General features: G+C 59.3%; 19 protein-coding genes. 4 read left to right on the forward strand and 15 right to left on the reverse strand.

The features are described from left to right. The first annotated feature begins 4 nt into the window (after positions 1 to 4). Genes VGM18_02610 through VGM18_02625 form a run of 4 tightly spaced genes read left to right on the forward strand, consistent with a single transcriptional unit; the run spans position 5 to position 2,774 of the window. A complete protein-coding gene (locus VGM18_02610) occupies positions 5 to 406 on the forward strand; it encodes a hypothetical protein (GenBank protein ID HEY3971865.1) in 402 nt (133 codons plus the stop codon). Continuing rightward, complete coding sequence (gene fliD / locus VGM18_02615; GenBank protein ID HEY3971866.1) at positions 396 to 1,811, forward strand: flagellar filament capping protein FliD; 1,416 nt, start codon at positions 396 to 398, stop codon at positions 1,809 to 1,811. Before VGM18_02610 ends, fliD begins: the two co-directional genes overlap by 11 nt. Positions 1,812 to 1,842: 31 nt before the next feature. Next, positions 1,843 to 2,403: a flagellar export chaperone FliS gene (locus VGM18_02620; protein ID HEY3971867.1), complete on the forward strand. Its 561-nt coding sequence runs from the start codon at positions 1,843 to 1,845 to the stop codon at positions 2,401 to 2,403. Beyond that, complete coding sequence (locus VGM18_02625; protein HEY3971868.1) at positions 2,403 to 2,774, forward strand: hypothetical protein; 372 nt, start codon at positions 2,403 to 2,405, stop codon at positions 2,772 to 2,774. Before VGM18_02620 ends, VGM18_02625 begins: the two co-directional genes overlap by 1 nt. 157 nt (positions 2,775 to 2,931) lie before the next feature. Here the strand turns inward: VGM18_02625 and flgL are convergent, their stop codons facing one another. From flgL to VGM18_02700, 15 genes are all read right to left on the reverse strand, one after another. Beyond that, positions 2,932 to 3,825, reverse strand: coding sequence for a flagellar hook-associated protein FlgL (gene flgL / locus VGM18_02630; GenBank protein ID HEY3971869.1), 894 nt, complete (start codon positions 3,823 to 3,825; stop codon positions 2,932 to 2,934). Between the two features lie 20 nt (positions 3,826 to 3,845). Beyond that, positions 3,846 to 5,222, reverse strand: coding sequence for a flagellar hook-associated protein FlgK (gene flgK, locus VGM18_02635; protein ID HEY3971870.1), 1,377 nt, complete (start codon positions 5,220 to 5,222; stop codon positions 3,846 to 3,848). Continuing rightward, on the reverse strand, positions 5,210 to 5,716 hold the full coding sequence (locus tag VGM18_02640; GenBank protein HEY3971871.1) for a hypothetical protein: 507 nt from the start codon (positions 5,714 to 5,716) through the stop codon (positions 5,210 to 5,212). Before VGM18_02640 ends, flgK begins: the two co-directional genes overlap by 13 nt. Positions 5,717 to 5,750: 34 nt before the next feature. Next, positions 5,751 to 5,972: a hypothetical protein gene (locus VGM18_02645; protein ID HEY3971872.1), complete on the reverse strand. Its 222-nt coding sequence runs from the start codon at positions 5,970 to 5,972 to the stop codon at positions 5,751 to 5,753. Positions 5,973 to 6,056: 84 nt separating this feature from the next. After that, positions 6,057 to 6,560 carry a flagellar biosynthesis anti-sigma factor FlgM gene (gene flgM, locus VGM18_02650; GenBank protein ID HEY3971873.1) on the reverse strand — a complete coding sequence of 168 codons (504 nt, stop codon included), beginning with the start codon at positions 6,558 to 6,560 and terminating at the stop codon, positions 6,057 to 6,059. 108 nt (positions 6,561 to 6,668) lie between these two features. After that, on the reverse strand, positions 6,669 to 6,968 hold the full coding sequence (locus VGM18_02655; protein ID HEY3971874.1) for a hypothetical protein: 300 nt from the start codon (positions 6,966 to 6,968) through the stop codon (positions 6,669 to 6,671). Next, positions 6,968 to 8,098, reverse strand: coding sequence for a flagellar basal body P-ring protein FlgI (locus VGM18_02660; GenBank protein ID HEY3971875.1), 1,131 nt, complete (start codon positions 8,096 to 8,098; stop codon positions 6,968 to 6,970). The genes VGM18_02655 and VGM18_02660 overlap by 1 nt, the downstream gene beginning before the upstream one ends. Before the next feature lie 58 nt (positions 8,099 to 8,156). Then, complete coding sequence (locus VGM18_02665; GenBank protein ID HEY3971876.1) at positions 8,157 to 8,867, reverse strand: flagellar basal body L-ring protein FlgH; 711 nt, start codon at positions 8,865 to 8,867, stop codon at positions 8,157 to 8,159. Positions 8,868 to 8,923: 56 nt separating this feature from the next. Next, positions 8,924 to 9,862 (reverse strand): flagella basal body P-ring formation protein FlgA, encoded by a 939-nt coding sequence (locus tag VGM18_02670; GenBank protein ID HEY3971877.1) that lies wholly within the window; start codon positions 9,860 to 9,862, stop codon positions 8,924 to 8,926. 144 nt (positions 9,863 to 10,006) lie between these two features. Further along, complete coding sequence (gene flgG, locus VGM18_02675; GenBank protein HEY3971878.1) at positions 10,007 to 10,798, reverse strand: flagellar basal-body rod protein FlgG; 792 nt, start codon at positions 10,796 to 10,798, stop codon at positions 10,007 to 10,009. Positions 10,799 to 10,851: 53 nt separating this feature from the next. Beyond that, positions 10,852 to 11,589 (reverse strand): flagellar hook-basal body protein, encoded by a 738-nt coding sequence (locus VGM18_02680; GenBank protein HEY3971879.1) that lies wholly within the window; start codon positions 11,587 to 11,589, stop codon positions 10,852 to 10,854. Positions 11,590 to 11,827: 238 nt separating this feature from the next. Next, positions 11,828 to 12,313, reverse strand: a complete 486-nt coding sequence (locus VGM18_02685; GenBank protein HEY3971880.1) for a chemotaxis protein CheX — start codon at positions 12,311 to 12,313, stop codon at positions 11,828 to 11,830. After that, a complete protein-coding gene (locus VGM18_02690) occupies positions 12,310 to 12,696 on the reverse strand; it encodes a response regulator (GenBank protein ID HEY3971881.1) in 387 nt (128 codons plus the stop codon). The genes VGM18_02685 and VGM18_02690 overlap by 4 nt, the downstream gene beginning before the upstream one ends. A gap of 136 nt (positions 12,697 to 12,832) precedes the next feature. Next, a complete protein-coding gene (locus tag VGM18_02695) occupies positions 12,833 to 13,336 on the reverse strand; it encodes a DinB family protein (GenBank protein HEY3971882.1) in 504 nt (167 codons plus the stop codon). A gap of 138 nt (positions 13,337 to 13,474) precedes the next feature. Then, a complete protein-coding gene (locus VGM18_02700; protein ID HEY3971883.1) occupies positions 13,475 to 14,584 on the reverse strand; it encodes a hypothetical protein in 1,110 nt (369 codons plus the stop codon). Positions 14,585 to 14,942 lie beyond the last annotated feature (358 nt).

Genomic DNA, 14,942 nt, shown 5'->3' on the forward strand with positions numbered 1-14,942 from the left:
CGCTATGAGCATCAATCCGGTACCAGCAGTCGGGCCCGCGGCAGACGGGCCATCGGCGGGCAGCGGGCATCGTGCAGTGCCATCGCCTTCGGCAGCGGAGAGGACGGCATCTGCCCTGGATTCGGGAGTTTCGCCGAAAGCAGAAGCTATCCGAGCGGGGAATGTTTCGGCCCCGCCCGCAGAGCCGCAAGATGAAGTTCAAGTGCAGCGGGACAGTGAGACCAACGGCGAAATCGTGATCCGGTACCTGGACCGATCCGGCGACGTGATTTTGCAGGTTCCGAGTTCCCAAATGTTAGCTCTAACCCGCGCCATCGATCAGAACCTGCAACAAGAGGCCAAAGTGCGGGCGACGGCGAGCGATTCGCCGACGGCGGACAAAGGAGACGACACGTATGGGGATTAGCTTAAGTCCGGCCACTTTGTTAAACGGACAGGGAATCGACGTATCCTCCCTGGTGCAACAGGTCATCAGCGAAACCAGCGGCCAGCTCACCGGATGGCAGAATGAGTTGGCGACGCTACAGTCGCAGTCCAGCGATCTGACGATCGTGAACGGCGATCTTAGCAATCTGCAAACAGCCGTACAGGCTTTGTCGGACCCTTTGGGTGTGCTAACAACGCTAACGGCAACGTCTTCCGATAGCGGGGTGTTGACAGCAACCACCACTTCGGCCGCCACTGCGGGAACGCATCAGATTGTGGTCGACAATCTGGCGACTCCGGGGTTGGTTTACAGCAATGACTTTGCCGGCGGGGCTGCTGCGTCGATTTTGCCGAGCGGAGCGAGCAGCGGAGAAATCGATTTGCAGATCGGCGGCAGTGGCGGCACGACCCAGGCCATCAACATTACCGCGGGCAGCAATGACACGCTCAACACGCTGGCCACCTACATCAACGCGCAAAACTGGGGAGTCCAGGCCAGCGTGGTGACGGATGCCAACGGCGCCACACTTGCGTTAGTCAGCCAATCCACGGGCAGCGCCGGAGCATTGGCCATCACCAGCAACAATACCAGCCTGAATTTCAATGCGCCTTCGGGCGGCGCGAATGCGTCCTTAACGATTGACGGAGTTCCGTACAGCAGCGCGAGCAACACGATTACTGGAGCCCTGCCCGGAGTCACGCTGAATCTGGCGGGCGCCGATCCTGGCACTCCTGTGCAGCTCACGGTCGGCGCCAATACGACGCAAATTACGAATGCCATTAACAATTTCGTTTCGGCGTACAACCAGGTGATCGGGGATATCAATCAGGAGTTCACCGTCAACTCTTCGACTAACAGCCTGGGTCCGCTGGGAACGGATGGTTCGCTAGGGGAATTGCAATCCAGCCTGCTGTCGGATGCGGCCTATGCGATCTCCGGCAACAGCGGGTACGTGAATCTGGCCTCGCTTGGCATTAACACGAACAATGACGGCACGCTCACGGTTGATTCCACACAACTGAACAGCGTGTTGGCCTCAAATCCTTCGGCGCTCGAAAACTTCTTTCAGAATTCATCGGCAACGGGCTTCGCCAATAACTTCAATACCGATCTGACCGGTTTGACCGATCTTACGGCTGGTCCTATCAATGTGGATCTGAGCCAGAACGCCGCGCAGCAACAGGATCTGACCAACACCATCACCAACTTTCAGACCCAGCTGACGGCCGAGCAGACATCGCTGACCACGCAATTCGATCAAGTCAACGCCTCGTTGCAGGCTTATCCGCTGTTGTTGCAGGAGATCACTTCGACTCTCGGCACGCTTGGAACCGGCGGGAGCAGCACGAGTTCGTCGTCGCCTACTCTTACGTCGGGACTTTAAGTCGGAATTTTGAACATTAGGTCTTCCCTTCATGAATGCACGATTGTCCTATCGCAAAGCGGCAGTTCCGGGCGCGAGTCCAGTACGGCTCGTGATTCTGTTATACGAGCAGGCGGTCGAAGACTTGAGACGCGCTCTGGCTGCCCATGGACGCGGAGACATTGAGGCGCGCACGCGTGAGATTAACCATGCCATTTTGGTCATCGCCCATCTCCAGTCATCGCTCGATAAGGATCAAGGCGGGATGGTGGCGATCAACCTGGAGCGTTTCTACAACCAGGTGCGCGCCAGCCTGGTCGATGCCCAGTGCCGACAATCTGCGGCGGAACTGGAGCGGCAGATTTCATTTCTCATGCAAGTACACCAGGCCTGGTGCGAGGTAGAACGGGCGCAGCCGGCGGGGACTGCAACGGGCGCGGGCAGGTCGGAAACGCATCAATCGGAACTGGGCCAAACGGAACCGGATCAAATGAAACCGGGCCAAACCAAGCTGGGCGAAACGAAACTGGATCAAACAAGGCCAGGTCACGCCCAGCCTGGGCAGCTTCAGCCGGAGCCGGATAGTCATCTTTCCACAGAATGGAACGCCTGATGCCAACGCTCTTTCCCACTCCAGTTGCTCAAAATATTCACGAAACCAATGCGCGGCTGCGTTCATTGCTAGACACTCTGGATACCGGTGCCGGTCCAGCCCAGGCGCCGCTCCCTGCCACTCCTCAGCAGATGGCCGGACTGTTATCGGAACTGATGCGGGTCGGGGAATGGTTACGCATCTTGCCCGAGGACAGAGATACGGATCTGGAAGAGGAACTGAGTGAGTATCGGAAGAATGTGGAATGCCTGCGCGCGCTGCTGCCTTCGATGCACGCCGCGCTGCTGCGGGAGCGAGCCCGCCTGGAACAGGAACGGGCGCGGGTAGAGGGCGCTGCAGAATGGGCTCGGCGTTCGCGCCAGACGTTGTGATCCTTGCGAGCCTCGCCACTGCCGTCGAAGTTGCCGGAGCTTAACCCACTAAAGACACGAAGGTAAATTGGAAAATTCCCACTTCCGTGGTTAGGCTCGTTTGCCCTCAGACGAAACTGACGCTCGCTCCGCGCCGGGGGCTGCTTCGGGGATGCTGCTACTTGATGTAAGTAAAAAGATTGTTTTGCTGCGTCTGAGCAATGGCTTCGAGCGTCGCTTGACGTGAGGTCTGCTCGCTTTCGAGATTGCCGATGACGCTGGTCAGATCGGCGCCACCGATGGTGTTCTGCTGCTGCGCCAGTTGCGTGGTCTGAGCGTTCAGGAAAGTTTGCTGCGAATCGAGTTGGTTGATTCCGTTGCCGTAGAAGACGCGCTGCTGATCGACGTAATTGGAGGCTGTATTGAGTTCGCCGACCGCGGTGCTGATACCGGCGGAGTTGCCGCTTTGTAGGTTGGTGATGAGATCTTGAATGGCCTGAAAAACATCGTTCCCGGAGCTGGAGAACAGCTGCGAACCGGGTAGGTTGGTCTGCACCTTGAAATCATTGCCTACAGTGAGGCTGTTGGTGTTGGCATTACCGACATAGGTGACGCCGGAAGAACTGTTGGGATCGAGAACGTAGGGAGCGGTCTGCGTCGCAGTCCCGGCAAAAACATAGCTCCCCTGATAAGAAAGATTGGCCAGGCTGACTAACTGCGATTGAATTCCCTGCACCTCGGCCGCAATGGCTGCCCGATCGGAGTCGCTCACCGTGCCATTGGCCCCCTCGGTGCCGAGGGTAATGGCCCGTTCGAGCACGGTGGTCACACTGTTCAGCGTGGAATCGGCAGTTTGCAGCTCTCCGAGCACGCTGCCGCTGCTGCGCAGGAATTGATCGGTCTGCGAGGTTTGAGCCGCATTCTCGACCAGAGAGGCGGCCGCCGCAGGATTGTCGGAAGGGGCGTTGACGCTCTGTCCCGAAGAAATTTCTTCGAGGTCGGTGTTAATGAACTGCTGGTTCTGGCCAAGAGCGGCGAGCAGGTCGGGAAGCGGATTGGGATTGACTCGCATGCTGGGTTATCCAATCTTGTTTATCCGGTTAAGGTCGTCATTTGAATGACGGCGTACATCATGTCGTTGATGGTGGTAACGATTTGGGCGGAAGCCGAGTAAGCCTGCTGATACTGCACCATGTTGGCAGCTTCCTGATCTAAAGAGACGCCGGAAATCGAGGCACGCTGATCGTTCAACTGCTGCAAGACCTGACTGGAGGCCGTTTGTTCCGCGGTCGCGTTCGCGGTGGCATTGCCCACGTCAAATACCAGGTTGGAGTAGTAGCCGGTGGGAGTTTGGCCGCTGATGACGGGCTGGTTGTTCAGGGCATACAGGGCTTCGGCATTGCCATTGCTGCCGGTGGTGCCGTCGGAACTGGCGGCGATCAGGGTGGGATCGGTGATGGCCACAGAAAGGTTGGCGGCTGCTCCGGCGCCCGACGAGGGTGGAGGAGTGAATAGATTCGTGCCAAGATTGCCATTCAGGTCGTACCCGGCATCTTGGACGCCATTGACGGCGTTGGCAAGGCCCGCGGCCAAAGTGTCGAGCTGGTTTTGGAACGCGGGGATTTGAGTGTCGCGGGCTTGCAGCAATCCGCCAAGCTGTCCGGAAGCGATGGTGGATGTGATGTCGTTACCTTGCGAAAAAATATGCTGAATGCCGGAGGCATCGGGCTGGGTGGAGAGCTGGAAGCTCTGCTCTCCTGAGACCAGTGGAATTCCGTTGGCCGTGGTCAGCGTCAGGGTGTTGTTGGTAGGGATGACGGAGACATCGACCAGGGCAGAGAGCTGGTCGATCGCCTGGGTGCGCTGGTCGATGAACGTTCCGGCACTTTGCCCGGCGGTTTGCAGGTCGCTGATCTGACCATTGAGCTGGGCAATTTGCTGGGTCAATTGATTGATCTGTCCGACGGCTTGCTCGACGTCGCCGTTGAGACTGGAGCTCTGCGTCGTCAGATTGTTGGCCGTAACGTTGAAGGCGCTGGCCAGGTTATCGGCCGCCGTCAGCACGCCTTGGCGCAGCGACAGGTCCGCGGGACTGGTTGAGAGCTGGTTGATGCTGGCGAAGAAGCTGGAAATCGCCGTGCCAATGTCGCCGCTGCTGCTGGTAAAGCCGACCTGAGTTTGCGACAGGGCCGATACGAGGGAGCTTAACTGTCCTTGAGTTTGAGTCTCCTGCTGGATGCGGGATTCAAGGATGGGGTCGCGCACGCTTTCGATCGATTGCAGAGTAACGCCAGTGCCAAAGGTGAGCGGATCGATGACTACGGGATCGCTGGCGACAAGGATGGGAACTTCCCGCGAATAGCCGGGAGTGTTCGCGTTGGCGACATTGTTCGTGGTGGCCTGGAGCGCTCCTTGCTCGGCGGTCAGGCCGCTGAGAGCGGTCGCGAGGGCGGCATTCAGTCCTGACATGGAAGCCCCTCCGCCATCAAAGCCGCGCTGCCCTTCACGCAGCCGGAAGTATTCGACGCCGGAGTCGAAGCCATCGCCATCCAGTGGCCTCGGGGCGGAGCGTAGTTCGCCGCAGGGCCAGCTAACAGATTCGAAAGTGTGCTTAGCCAGCACTGGGCTCGAGCCAGCAGTGCGGCTTGTACTCGCCCCAGGTGAAGCACGCGCGCGACCGCCGCGCGCAATCCGGGAATAAGCGAAAAATCGAATCCGACATCGCAGGACGCTTTGCCATTGCGCGGCCACAGCATGTCCAGAGACCGCTGCAAGCGAATTTGTTCGCGGGTGCACTCCGCAAGAGCAGAGGCATCGCGCCCAAGTAAGGCCAGTTGGCTCGTCTTTAGGCTGGCTTCGAGATCCGCCAAAATTGCCTGGCAGGCCGCGGCGATTTCGACGCTTCTGCCAGGCTTCAATTGCGTCGATGCCCGTGAGTCAGCGTCGAGGAGGTTTGGGGTCATAGTCAGGCCAGACTGTCTTCAGATCAGATCGTATTCAAGCGAGATCGTCGAGTTGGTGCGAGGGCTGGTCGGCGATTTCGGCGTTGCTTTCGGAAAAGCCCAAGCCGTCAAAATTCTCGATGCGGGGACGGCGACGCTGTCGCCCTTTCTCTTCGGCATCTTGATTCGCCGTGCCCCCATTGGCTGCACGCACCCCGGAAGCGGCCGCCGCGAGCCCATCGAGGGAAGGATTCATCGATAAGCTGCCGCTATCCATGATGTTCTGTCCGTATCGTCGCTATCCACATGGTTGTGATCCACATCTCGCTATCCATAAGTTACGACCAGTGGCGTGACCCAATCAGGCGGCCGAGGCCGCAAGCAAGTGATCAAAGACAGCCGACGCGGTCTTTTCCGGGCTTAATTGATAGAGCCCGCTCTGAACTGCTTGGCGCAGAGATTGGACACGCCCTTCGCGGATTTCTGGAAGTTGCGAGGCCTGGGCCGCCAGCGCCTGAACCTGCGCGTGCGCTCCGGAAAGCTGCGCTTGATCTTCGCCGCCAAGGGCTGCACTGCCAGATGCGGGCACGGTCGCGGCGGAGCTCGGTGCGGTGCTGCGATTGGATTCGGATAGTTGCGGTGCGTGATTGGGATCGATTCTCATGATGGCCCCTTCTTGCCGGTTCTCTTCTGTCCGGTCTATTTTCTTTCCGACCCTTGATCTTCTTTTCTTTCCGACCCTTGATCTTCTTTTCTTTCCGACCTTGAATCTTCTTTCCGGCCCCTCATCTCGGGGCGATTCTGTTGAAATCCCTTGCAATTTAAGTATCGGCAGAGAATGAAAAGACTTTAATTCTGTCCGCAACCGGCGGCCGGATAAATCTTTTCGCAGCCGTCATCTTGTTCTATCGGCAAGGGTTGCGAAAACTTTAGCTTGCGGTTCGGAGGCTTTTTGCAAGCCCCGATAACGGGATCAGCTATTACCTTCGTGCGCCGTCAGGTGACGGGAAATCATGGCCGCGATCCCGAAGCCTCCACGAGCCGCCAATCCTTCGGCCAGAGCCTGGCTTCCGAGATAGTTGTAATCGTCGCCCCCCGGCAGGGTGCTTTCGCCAGGAAGGGCCGCTAAGGTCTTTTCCATGGACTCCAAAAGTGAGCCGATCAGGTTGGCCTCAAACTCGCGGGCGGCATTCGCACCCCGGCCCGGCAGTTTCGCGGTGGTCGCCAAATCAGGCGGAAGCGCGGTCACGGAAGCGGGTTGAATCGACGACATCAGATAACCTCCAGTTCGGCTTCGAGCGCTCCCGCCGCTTTGATCGCCTGCAGGATCGAAACCACATCGCGAGCGGTGGCTCCGATGGCTTGCAGGCGAGTGACTAACTGCTCGACGCTGGCGCCTTCGCTGAGTTCGACATTGCGGGCCGGAGCGTCAGTGGCATTGAGCTTGGTTTGGGGAACGACTTCGGTCTGGCCGCTGCCGAGAGGATTCGGCTGCGAGACGGCGTAGGCGGTCGTGACCTCGATCGAGAAGTTGCCGTGGAGAATCGAAACAGCTCCGAGGCGCACATCTTTGCCCAAGACCACGGTGCCGGTGCGCTCATTGACCACGACCTTGGCGCGGCGCCGTACTTCGACTTCGAGGTTCTCGATGCGGGCCAGCAGGGCCGGGACCGGCATCGCACCCACCGCCGAGATACTGATTGCGACCCGCCGGCTGTCGACCACGGTGGCGACGGGCATGACCCAGTCCCGGTTGATGACGCTGGCGACGTGTTCGGCAGTGGTAAAGTCGGCGTTATTGAGCACTAGCGTGATCTGCGGCAGTTTGCTGAGATCGATGCCGCTGTCGCGTTCCACGAATCCGCCGGAGGGAACGCGGCCCACGGTAGGATGGTTTACCTGTTTGGAATTAGCCGCCGAACCGGCCGTGAATCCTCCCAGCACCACGGGCCCCTGGGCGGCGGCGTAAACTTGGCCGTCAGCGGCATAGAGCGGGGTGAGCAGCAGTAGTCCGCCTTCGAGGCTGCGGGCGTCTCCTACGGAGGAGACCATGACGTCGAGAGGCATGCCGGGCGGGGAGAAAGGCGGCAAGGTTGCCGTAACAAACACGGCGGCGACATTTTTGACCTGCACCGTGGATTGCAGCACGGTGGAAGGAATCTGCACGCCCATGCGGGCGAGAATGCTGGCCAGAGTCTGCACCGTGAAGTACGTCTGCTGTTTGTCGCCGGTCCCTTTGAGTCCCACCACCAGTCCATAGCCGATCAGCGAGTTCTCGCGCACTCCCTCCACCGTGGCCACGTCGCGGATCAATACTTTCGGAGGAACGTTTTCCGCCCCAGCCAAGCCTGTCACCAGGATGGCCACCATGATAATTCTCGAAACCAAGCGCCAGGGCATCATGCGTTCTCCTGGAAATCTCTTAAGTAAAAACCCGACATCACCTGAAACTCATGTGGGCCTAGAAACCCACGATCCGCAGAATCCATTTCAGGATCAGGTTGGGCGGCCGCGTGCCTTCGCTGATAATGCCTTTGCCCTTAACCTCAATCTCGAGATCACCAACACTGTTGGAAGCCACGGTGTTGGTCGCATCGAGATCGCCCGGGCGCACCAGGCCGCGAAGAATGACGGTTTCGTGCTGGTTGTTCATCAGGATCTGGCGTTCGGCCTCGACCACCAGGGTTCCGGTGGGCAATATCGCGGCTACGCGGCCAGTGAGCGTCGTGCTCAGAGAAGTAGTGGAGTCGGCGGCGGCTTTTCCGGCGAGCGCCTGGGTCGAACTCGGCGAAAACAGATTGGCCACGCCGGTGGTCTTCAGTTGTCCGGGTAGGGCGGCGATTCCGGAGCTGGCGCTAAAGCTGCGGTTGGTCGAAACATCCCCCGAACTGGTAGCCGAAAGGTTCTGGGTCACGTTGATAGTCACCAGATCGCCCACCCGGGAGGCTTTGTAGTCGGCCGCCATGTTGGCCAGCCGTCCGCTATCGATCCAAAGGCTGCCCGTTGTATTGGGGACGAGGTCGGGAGCCTTGGCGGAGACGCGCTGCAAATAGTCGGCTAAGCTATCGCGTTTGGCATTTGCATTTTTGGTCTTCGCCGATGTGCTGGCGGCAGAGACAACAATCGCCGCTCCGGCCAAGAGGGCGGCGATTCGGTTGCGAAGGCTCGGCATCGATTGACCTTTCTCGAACGAAGATCTTCTCGAACGAAGATCTTCTCCAACGATTCTCAGGAAGCAGAGCGTAACTCGCCGGCTCCGACGACGATGGCCGGCACGGTGCGCCCACCGCGCCCGATGCGGGCGCGCACCTGTGCGCCCTCGCCGCCGCGATCGAGGCAAACGGCGGGAACCAGCACGCGAATCCCATCCTGATCCCAGAGCAAGCTGACGTTTTGTCCGGGACGCACCAGTTCTGCGCCCAAAGGCTTCCCGGCGGTGCGGTCTGTGGCAGCAATTGAGCTAGGGCGCCGTCTGGACGACGCCATCTCCGCCAATGAATCGCGCCCCGGCACGCGAACGAGAAAGGGGACGCAGTCGGTGGGATGAACACAGCGCACGGAAATCTCCCAACTCTCGAGCGCGGCATCCCAAACCGTCCGGATAAATTCGAGTGGAGTTCCCTGCGCAATCCGGGCCGTTCCGCCGCAAGCGATTGTCCCTGAAAGCATTTCCTGGAAAACTGATTGGCTTGGCGAAACTGAACCCGACGAACCCGAACTCTGCGAAACCGGACCTGCCGGCGCAAACATCCCGCGGCTAATTTCAGCGCACGATGCCCGCGCGCCGGCGCGCCGGACCGTTACTCGCTGGGGAATTCGTGCGGGGATCGGCTCTCGACCAGGCATCCCAATGGATCCTTTCGTGCCATGGTCATCGCCGGTTACGGTTTGGCGCAGAAGGCTGCGGATTTCGTCGCCGTCGAAGACCCGCACGCTGCCGGCGAAAGGCGCGCGGCCGAGGTGCACCAGAGCGGCTGCGCGCAGTAACGGCGGGCAGGCGTCTTCCGTCAAAAGATCGGCCAGAGAGAATTCGCCACTGCCAACCTCCACATTCGCCCGGACTGTTGCGTTGCAGTCCGGCTCAGCGGAAGCCAGGCCGGGAAGAAGTGAAAATCCGGCGAGGACGGCGAGGACCCGAATTCGTGGGCTCGAAGAAAAGAAATGCATGCAGTAACCAAGATTGTGGAATAGCAATATTTCGCCCCGATCGTTAACGGCCGTTAATCGACTATCTATTCTTCTCTTCGCGTCTTCTCTTCGCGTCTTCTCTTCGCGGACGCATCTTCGCTAGCGAGCGGTTCCCCGTCCCCGCTACCGCCCGAGCGAGTTGATGTCCTGCAACATCTGATCGGCTGCGTTGACTACACGCGAATTGGCTTCATAGGAGCGCTGCGCGACGATCATCTGAACAAACTCATCGACCACGCTGACGTTGGATTGCTCGAGCATTCCCTGTTGAATGGTTCCCAGCCCCTCGCTGCCCCCCGCGGTTCCGACGATGGGATCGCCGGAAGCCGTAGTAGCCAGAAAAAGGTTGCTGCCGGTACTGTTGAGGCCTCCAGGATTGTTGAACAGAGCCAGTTGCAGCGATCCCACCTGCTGGGCGGCGGTTTGGCCGGTCAAGGTCACGCTGATGGTTCCATCCTGGGCGACGGTCACCGATGTTGCGCCGGGAGGGATGGTGATCGACGGCTGCACCGCATTGCCATCCTGGGTAACCAGATTGCCTTGGGCATCCAGGTGAAAACTGCCGGCGCGCGTGTAGGCGGTTTGTCCATCGGGGAGAAGGACTTGAAAAAATCCCTGCCCTTGAATGGTCAGGTCGAGCGGATTTCCTGTCTGACTGAAGTCGCCCTGCAACTGAATGACCTCGGACGCGGCGGTGCGCGTGCCCAGGCCGACTTGCAGTCCGGCCACCAGGGTGGTTTGCTGCGACGCCGCCGCGCCAGGCATGACCAGAGTCTGATAAATCAGATCTTCGAACTGAATGCGCCGCCGGCGGAAACCGGCGGTGCTCGAGTTCGCCAGGTTGTTGGCGACGTTGTCGAGGTTGGTTTCCTGGGCCATCATGCCACTGGCGGCGGTATAAAGCGCGCGAATCATGGTTGTCGTTCCCTTCTTTCAATCACCTTCTCGCAATTCACCTTCGCTCCGCTTCAGCTGACGCGCGGCAAATCCTGCGCCGCGGTCTGATTGAGCTGGCTGTCGAATAAGGTCAGCGCCCGCTGCATCATTTCGGCGTTGCGCTGAATGACGATCAACTCGACCGCACCCTCGACTGCGCTGACGTTGGAATTCTCAATCATGCCTTGGCGAACCGAGGAAGACGCTGGCGCCAAAGCCGAACCTGGAGGCGCTGCGTAGAGAGCGTTGCCAAGCGCCGTCAGGCTGGTATCTGGCGCAAACTCGGCGAGGCGCAAGGTGGCGACTACGTTGCCATCGACCGAAACCGTTCCGTCCGCGCTGACCGCGACGGCGCCGTTCGGGAGAATAATCGGCCCTTGCTCGCCCAGGACGGCGTCTCCCTGGGCTGTCATCAACTGTCCCGTGGGAGTAGCGTGAAACCCGCCATTGCGGGTGTAGACAATTCCTTGCGCCGACTGGATGGCGAAAAAACCAGCGCCTGCGACCGCCAAGTCGAGCGGATTGCCGGTGGCGGCCAGACTTCCCGAAGTGCGATCCACCCGGCTGGCCCCGAGCACACCGAAGTCGTTGACCGCGGCATTCAGCGGATTCCACGCCACCGGTCCGCCACCGGCCATCAGCGAGCGGAAGGTTGCCTGCTGGCCGCGATAGCCGGCGGTGCCGAGATTGGCCAGATTATTCGCGACTAATTCAAGCGCCTGAGTCTGAGCGGCGAGTCCGGCGCAAGCTGCATAGTAGCCACTGTCCATAATTGTTGTACCTGTGACTGATTCGAAGCACGCCGTGCTCCACTCCTGATGAGAGCGGGAAAATGTCTGCGGGCAACTCAATCGATTGAAGACGAAGAAGGCAATCAGAGCATCGGATTCTCCAGACCGGATGCGAAGGTGGAGGAGAGAACATTCTGCCGGGCAACTCGCCGAGGGCTCGGCAAAGTATTCCGGCCTATCGGAGGTGGGCCAAAACGAACAGGTCTAGCTCTGAAGGCTAGCTGTGAATCTCAAGCGAGAACACGATCGGCTCTCCTTCAAACAACAGGACAGCGCGTACTTGTTCGCTGACCATGGAATGAAAGCGGTATTCTGCGCCCGTGATTACGGTGGGAACCGACAACATGCAGCCATCGCCCAAGCCGGCAATCTTGTTTTTGAAGTTTCCCGCCACCATGTTGCAGATCTCGCCGACGGCATCCCACATTTCCGGTCCGGCTTGCTCGGCATCGATGCCGAGCATCTGGGAGGCCATGCGCGCGGCCGATTTTGAACTGCACCGCAGACTCAAGATGCCGCACAATTCTCCCGCCAATCCCACTATGGACGCAATTTCAAAGGCATCCTCGAAAAGTGATTCAGTCGTGCTGTGAAGCGGGCAGGCCAGCATCAGGTCGAAGACTTCCTTCGCGGCGAGTTCGAGAGTCGGAAGCCAGTACTCATGTCGCGCACTGGTGGGCAGAGCCGGACGAGGTGGGTTCACGGTCTTGCCTGCAAGACGGGAAGCACGTGTTCTTTGACCTGGTCCGGGGTAAAGGGCTTGCGAATGTATCCGCGAGCCCCGGCCGCGAGCGCCTGCACGACGTGTCCTTCGCTGCCCTCGGTCGTGATCATCACCACTGGAATCGGCTTGGCAATATCGAGGCCGGACAGTTGTTTGACGAACTCGAGGCCATCCATCACAGGCATGTTAATGTCGCAAAGAATAAGGTCGACTTTGTGCTTCTGCACGGCGGCAAGCGCTTCGGCGCCATTACTGGCCTCGACTACCTCGGACAGGTTCAGCCCCGCCTGGCGGAGTGACCGTTCCACAATTTTTCGCATTACTGAGGAATCGTCCACGATGAGAGCGCAAATACTGGCCATGCCGGGCTTTATCCTCTCGGAAGGCGGCCTCGCGAGTTTCGCGGAGCTGAGTCTCCCCCGTAGCTGCTATCGGCAAACTGAGAAGGCGGCTTTAGATGGCGGAGCGCAGGCATGCGGCGGGCAAGCTTTGGGCGATTTACCCCTTCCAGGCTCCCAGCATCCGCCGCACATCCACTAGCTGCGCCACGTGATACGCGTTGTGATCGGCCATCAGCAGCGCCTCCCGCAAAATCGTCTGCCCATCTCCCCAAGGAATCCGTGCGTACAAATCGGTCTTCGGATTCGCGACCAGCTTCTGCATTGCTTTCAAATCACGCCGAAACTGCTGCACACTTTTATTCCACGCCGCGGCGGTCGGCGGAACCTCCGTCTTCGGCCAATAATCGTCAGGCCATTTCGGAGAAGCGTGCTTCTCATTGCGGCTGAACTCCAGAATGTCCCACTGCGCGATCCGCAAGTGCTCCAGCACCATCCACGGCGAATGCGGAAAATTCTCCGGCTTTGCTCCGCGCAACTTCGGCGGCAATTCCTTGATCGCATCCTCTAACCTGGCATGCGCTCCTCCACCCTCAAGCAGCTCCAGAAGATGCAGCCGCACAATTTGGTCGTGAGTCAACGAATGCTTCTGATTCTTCTTCATCCCGCCCTCCAGATGACGCGCACAGGTGTAGCTCTCCAGTCCCAGGCCTGCGTGGGTTTGCCCGTGTGGGGGACGGGCGCTTCGCCCGTCCGGGCCGAGCAACGCTCGGCGGGCTCTTCTGTCCGCCGCCACAAAACTCTACGGTATCACCGCCATCATCCCCCTGGCCCCCACCACCAGCAGTCCGCCCTCCGGATATGCCGCCGCCGCATTGAACGCCGCTTTCTTCGAGCCATTAATCCTTCGCGGATTATTCGGCGGCTTGAAATCAAATACAAAATTATGGCCCACCAGAAATATCCGCTCCGGAAAAATCGCCTTCACCCGCATCTTCTTCTCGACTGCCGCTTCCCGCACCGCACGCTCGTTCACTCCCCGGTCATAAGCCACCCCGGAAAAATAAGCCAGCGGATGCAACCCCGATAGCTCCCACGTCTTCCCGCCATCCTCGGTGAAAGCCAGATTCGGGCCATCGTCATTGGGATGTTTATAGTCGCCGCCCGCAATCGTTCCATGCATCGCATCGCGGAATGCAATCGAAAAAATCCCCGCCGAGTCCGGCCCATGCAGCATGGGCGTATCGAAAACTTCCCAGCTTTTCCCGCGATCACCGGAGTGAAACACCCGCGCGATCTTTCCGCCCGTCGCGAACCAAATGTTCGAGTCGGCCCCGCCCGGCAGAATCGCGATGCAAGTGTTCGACGCTGCAAACGCGCCTTCGCCTTCGATCGCCGCCGGTAGTTGCCCAGCCGGAACTGCCCGCCAGTTCTGACCATCCTCGGTCACCAAAACTTCAAACTTCAGCTTCCCGGAATCATCCGGAATCGGATCGCCCAGCACGACCCCATGCTTTGAATCCCAGAACGCAATCGAATCGAAAAATCCCTTGGGATTTGTATTGGTGAATTGCAACTCCCAATGTTTTCCACCGTCGCCTGTGTGATAAATCCGCGATAGCTCGCCCGGCCCGGCCGACATCAGAAACGCCTCGTCGGCAGAAAACGCCACGACCGCCCGAAAATCCAACGCCCCCGCGTCCGGCACCTGCGCCGTAGCCCAGGTTTGCCCCGCGTCCGTTGTTCGCAGATAAGTCCCATGCGTTCCACTCGCCCACGCCACCTCGCGCGATACGGCGCTCACCCCGCGCAGGCTTTCCGTAGTGTGTGGGAACAGCATGCGCGGCCCCGGTTGAGCGACGCCCATCGAGGCCACCACGATGACGACGACGAGAAGGCGAAGATAGCGCATGAGAAGATTCTCGCAGTACTCCAGTCCCTTCATCCAGCCCCCCCAAAAAACACCGACAACCGCTCCTCAGCAAAACCGGCTGAAGCGTACTACAATTCTGATTACGGGCTCGGATGCGTCAGCTCGATCCAGGCAGCGAGCCCTGGGCCGACGGTTACAACCATTATTCGTTCTTCAACCTCATAGAGTAAGCGCGGTCTCTTCGTCACTTCAAGCTCGTTAGCTGAAGCTTGTCACCGCAGTTTTCGCGACATTCGCCGAGAGGGGTGCGCAGCCGGCCACGCTCCCCGCCGGTACTCTTTGGCGTATTGTACTTACGACAGAAGCTTCTTCGTCCGTTCACCATCGGAGTTCGTAT

This window comes from Candidatus Sulfotelmatobacter sp. (genome assembly GCA_036500765.1).
In the GTDB taxonomy this organism is placed as follows: domain Bacteria; phylum Acidobacteriota; class Terriglobia; order Terriglobales; family Acidobacteriaceae; genus Sulfotelmatobacter.

Coding starts and splice junctions, on each gene's coding strand:
- VGM18_02620 (HEY3971867.1), top strand. CDS start 1,843: ATGAATGCACGATTGTCCTATCGCAAAGCGGCAGTTCCGGGCGCGAGT.
- flgL (HEY3971869.1), bottom strand. CDS start 3,825: ATGCGAGTCAATCCCAATCCGCTTCCCGACCTGCTCGCCGCTCTTGGC.
- fliD (HEY3971866.1), top strand. CDS start 396: ATGGGGATTAGCTTAAGTCCGGCCACTTTGTTAAACGGACAGGGAATC.
- VGM18_02670 (HEY3971877.1), bottom strand. CDS start 9,862: ATGCATTTCTTTTCTTCGAGCCCACGAATTCGGGTCCTCGCCGTCCTC.
- VGM18_02645 (HEY3971872.1), bottom strand. CDS start 5,972: ATGGATAGCGGCAGCTTATCGATGAATCCTTCCCTCGATGGGCTCGCG.
- VGM18_02610 (HEY3971865.1), top strand. CDS start 5: ATGAGCATCAATCCGGTACCAGCAGTCGGGCCCGCGGCAGACGGGCCA.
- VGM18_02660 (HEY3971875.1), bottom strand. CDS start 8,098: ATGATGCCCTGGCGCTTGGTTTCGAGAATTATCATGGTGGCCATCCTG.
- VGM18_02680 (HEY3971879.1), bottom strand. CDS start 11,589: ATGGACAGTGGCTACTATGCAGCTTGCGCCGGACTCGCCGCTCAGACT.
- VGM18_02625 (HEY3971868.1), top strand. CDS start 2,403: ATGCCAACGCTCTTTCCCACTCCAGTTGCTCAAAATATTCACGAAACC.
- flgK (HEY3971870.1), bottom strand. CDS start 5,222: ATGTCAGGACTGAATGCCGCCCTCGCGACCGCTCTCAGCGGCCTGACC.
- VGM18_02700 (HEY3971883.1), bottom strand. CDS start 14,584: ATGCGCTATCTTCGCCTTCTCGTCGTCGTCATCGTGGTGGCCTCGATG.
- VGM18_02640 (HEY3971871.1), bottom strand. CDS start 5,716: ATGACCCCAAACCTCCTCGACGCTGACTCACGGGCATCGACGCAATTG.
- flgG (HEY3971878.1), bottom strand. CDS start 10,798: ATGATTCGCGCGCTTTATACCGCCGCCAGTGGCATGATGGCCCAGGAA.
- VGM18_02655 (HEY3971874.1), bottom strand. CDS start 6,968: ATGTCGTCGATTCAACCCGCTTCCGTGACCGCGCTTCCGCCTGATTTG.
- VGM18_02690 (HEY3971881.1), bottom strand. CDS start 12,696: ATGGCCAGTATTTGCGCTCTCATCGTGGACGATTCCTCAGTAATGCGA.
- VGM18_02665 (HEY3971876.1), bottom strand. CDS start 8,867: ATGCCGAGCCTTCGCAACCGAATCGCCGCCCTCTTGGCCGGAGCGGCG.
- VGM18_02695 (HEY3971882.1), bottom strand. CDS start 13,336: ATGAAGAAGAATCAGAAGCATTCGTTGACTCACGACCAAATTGTGCGG.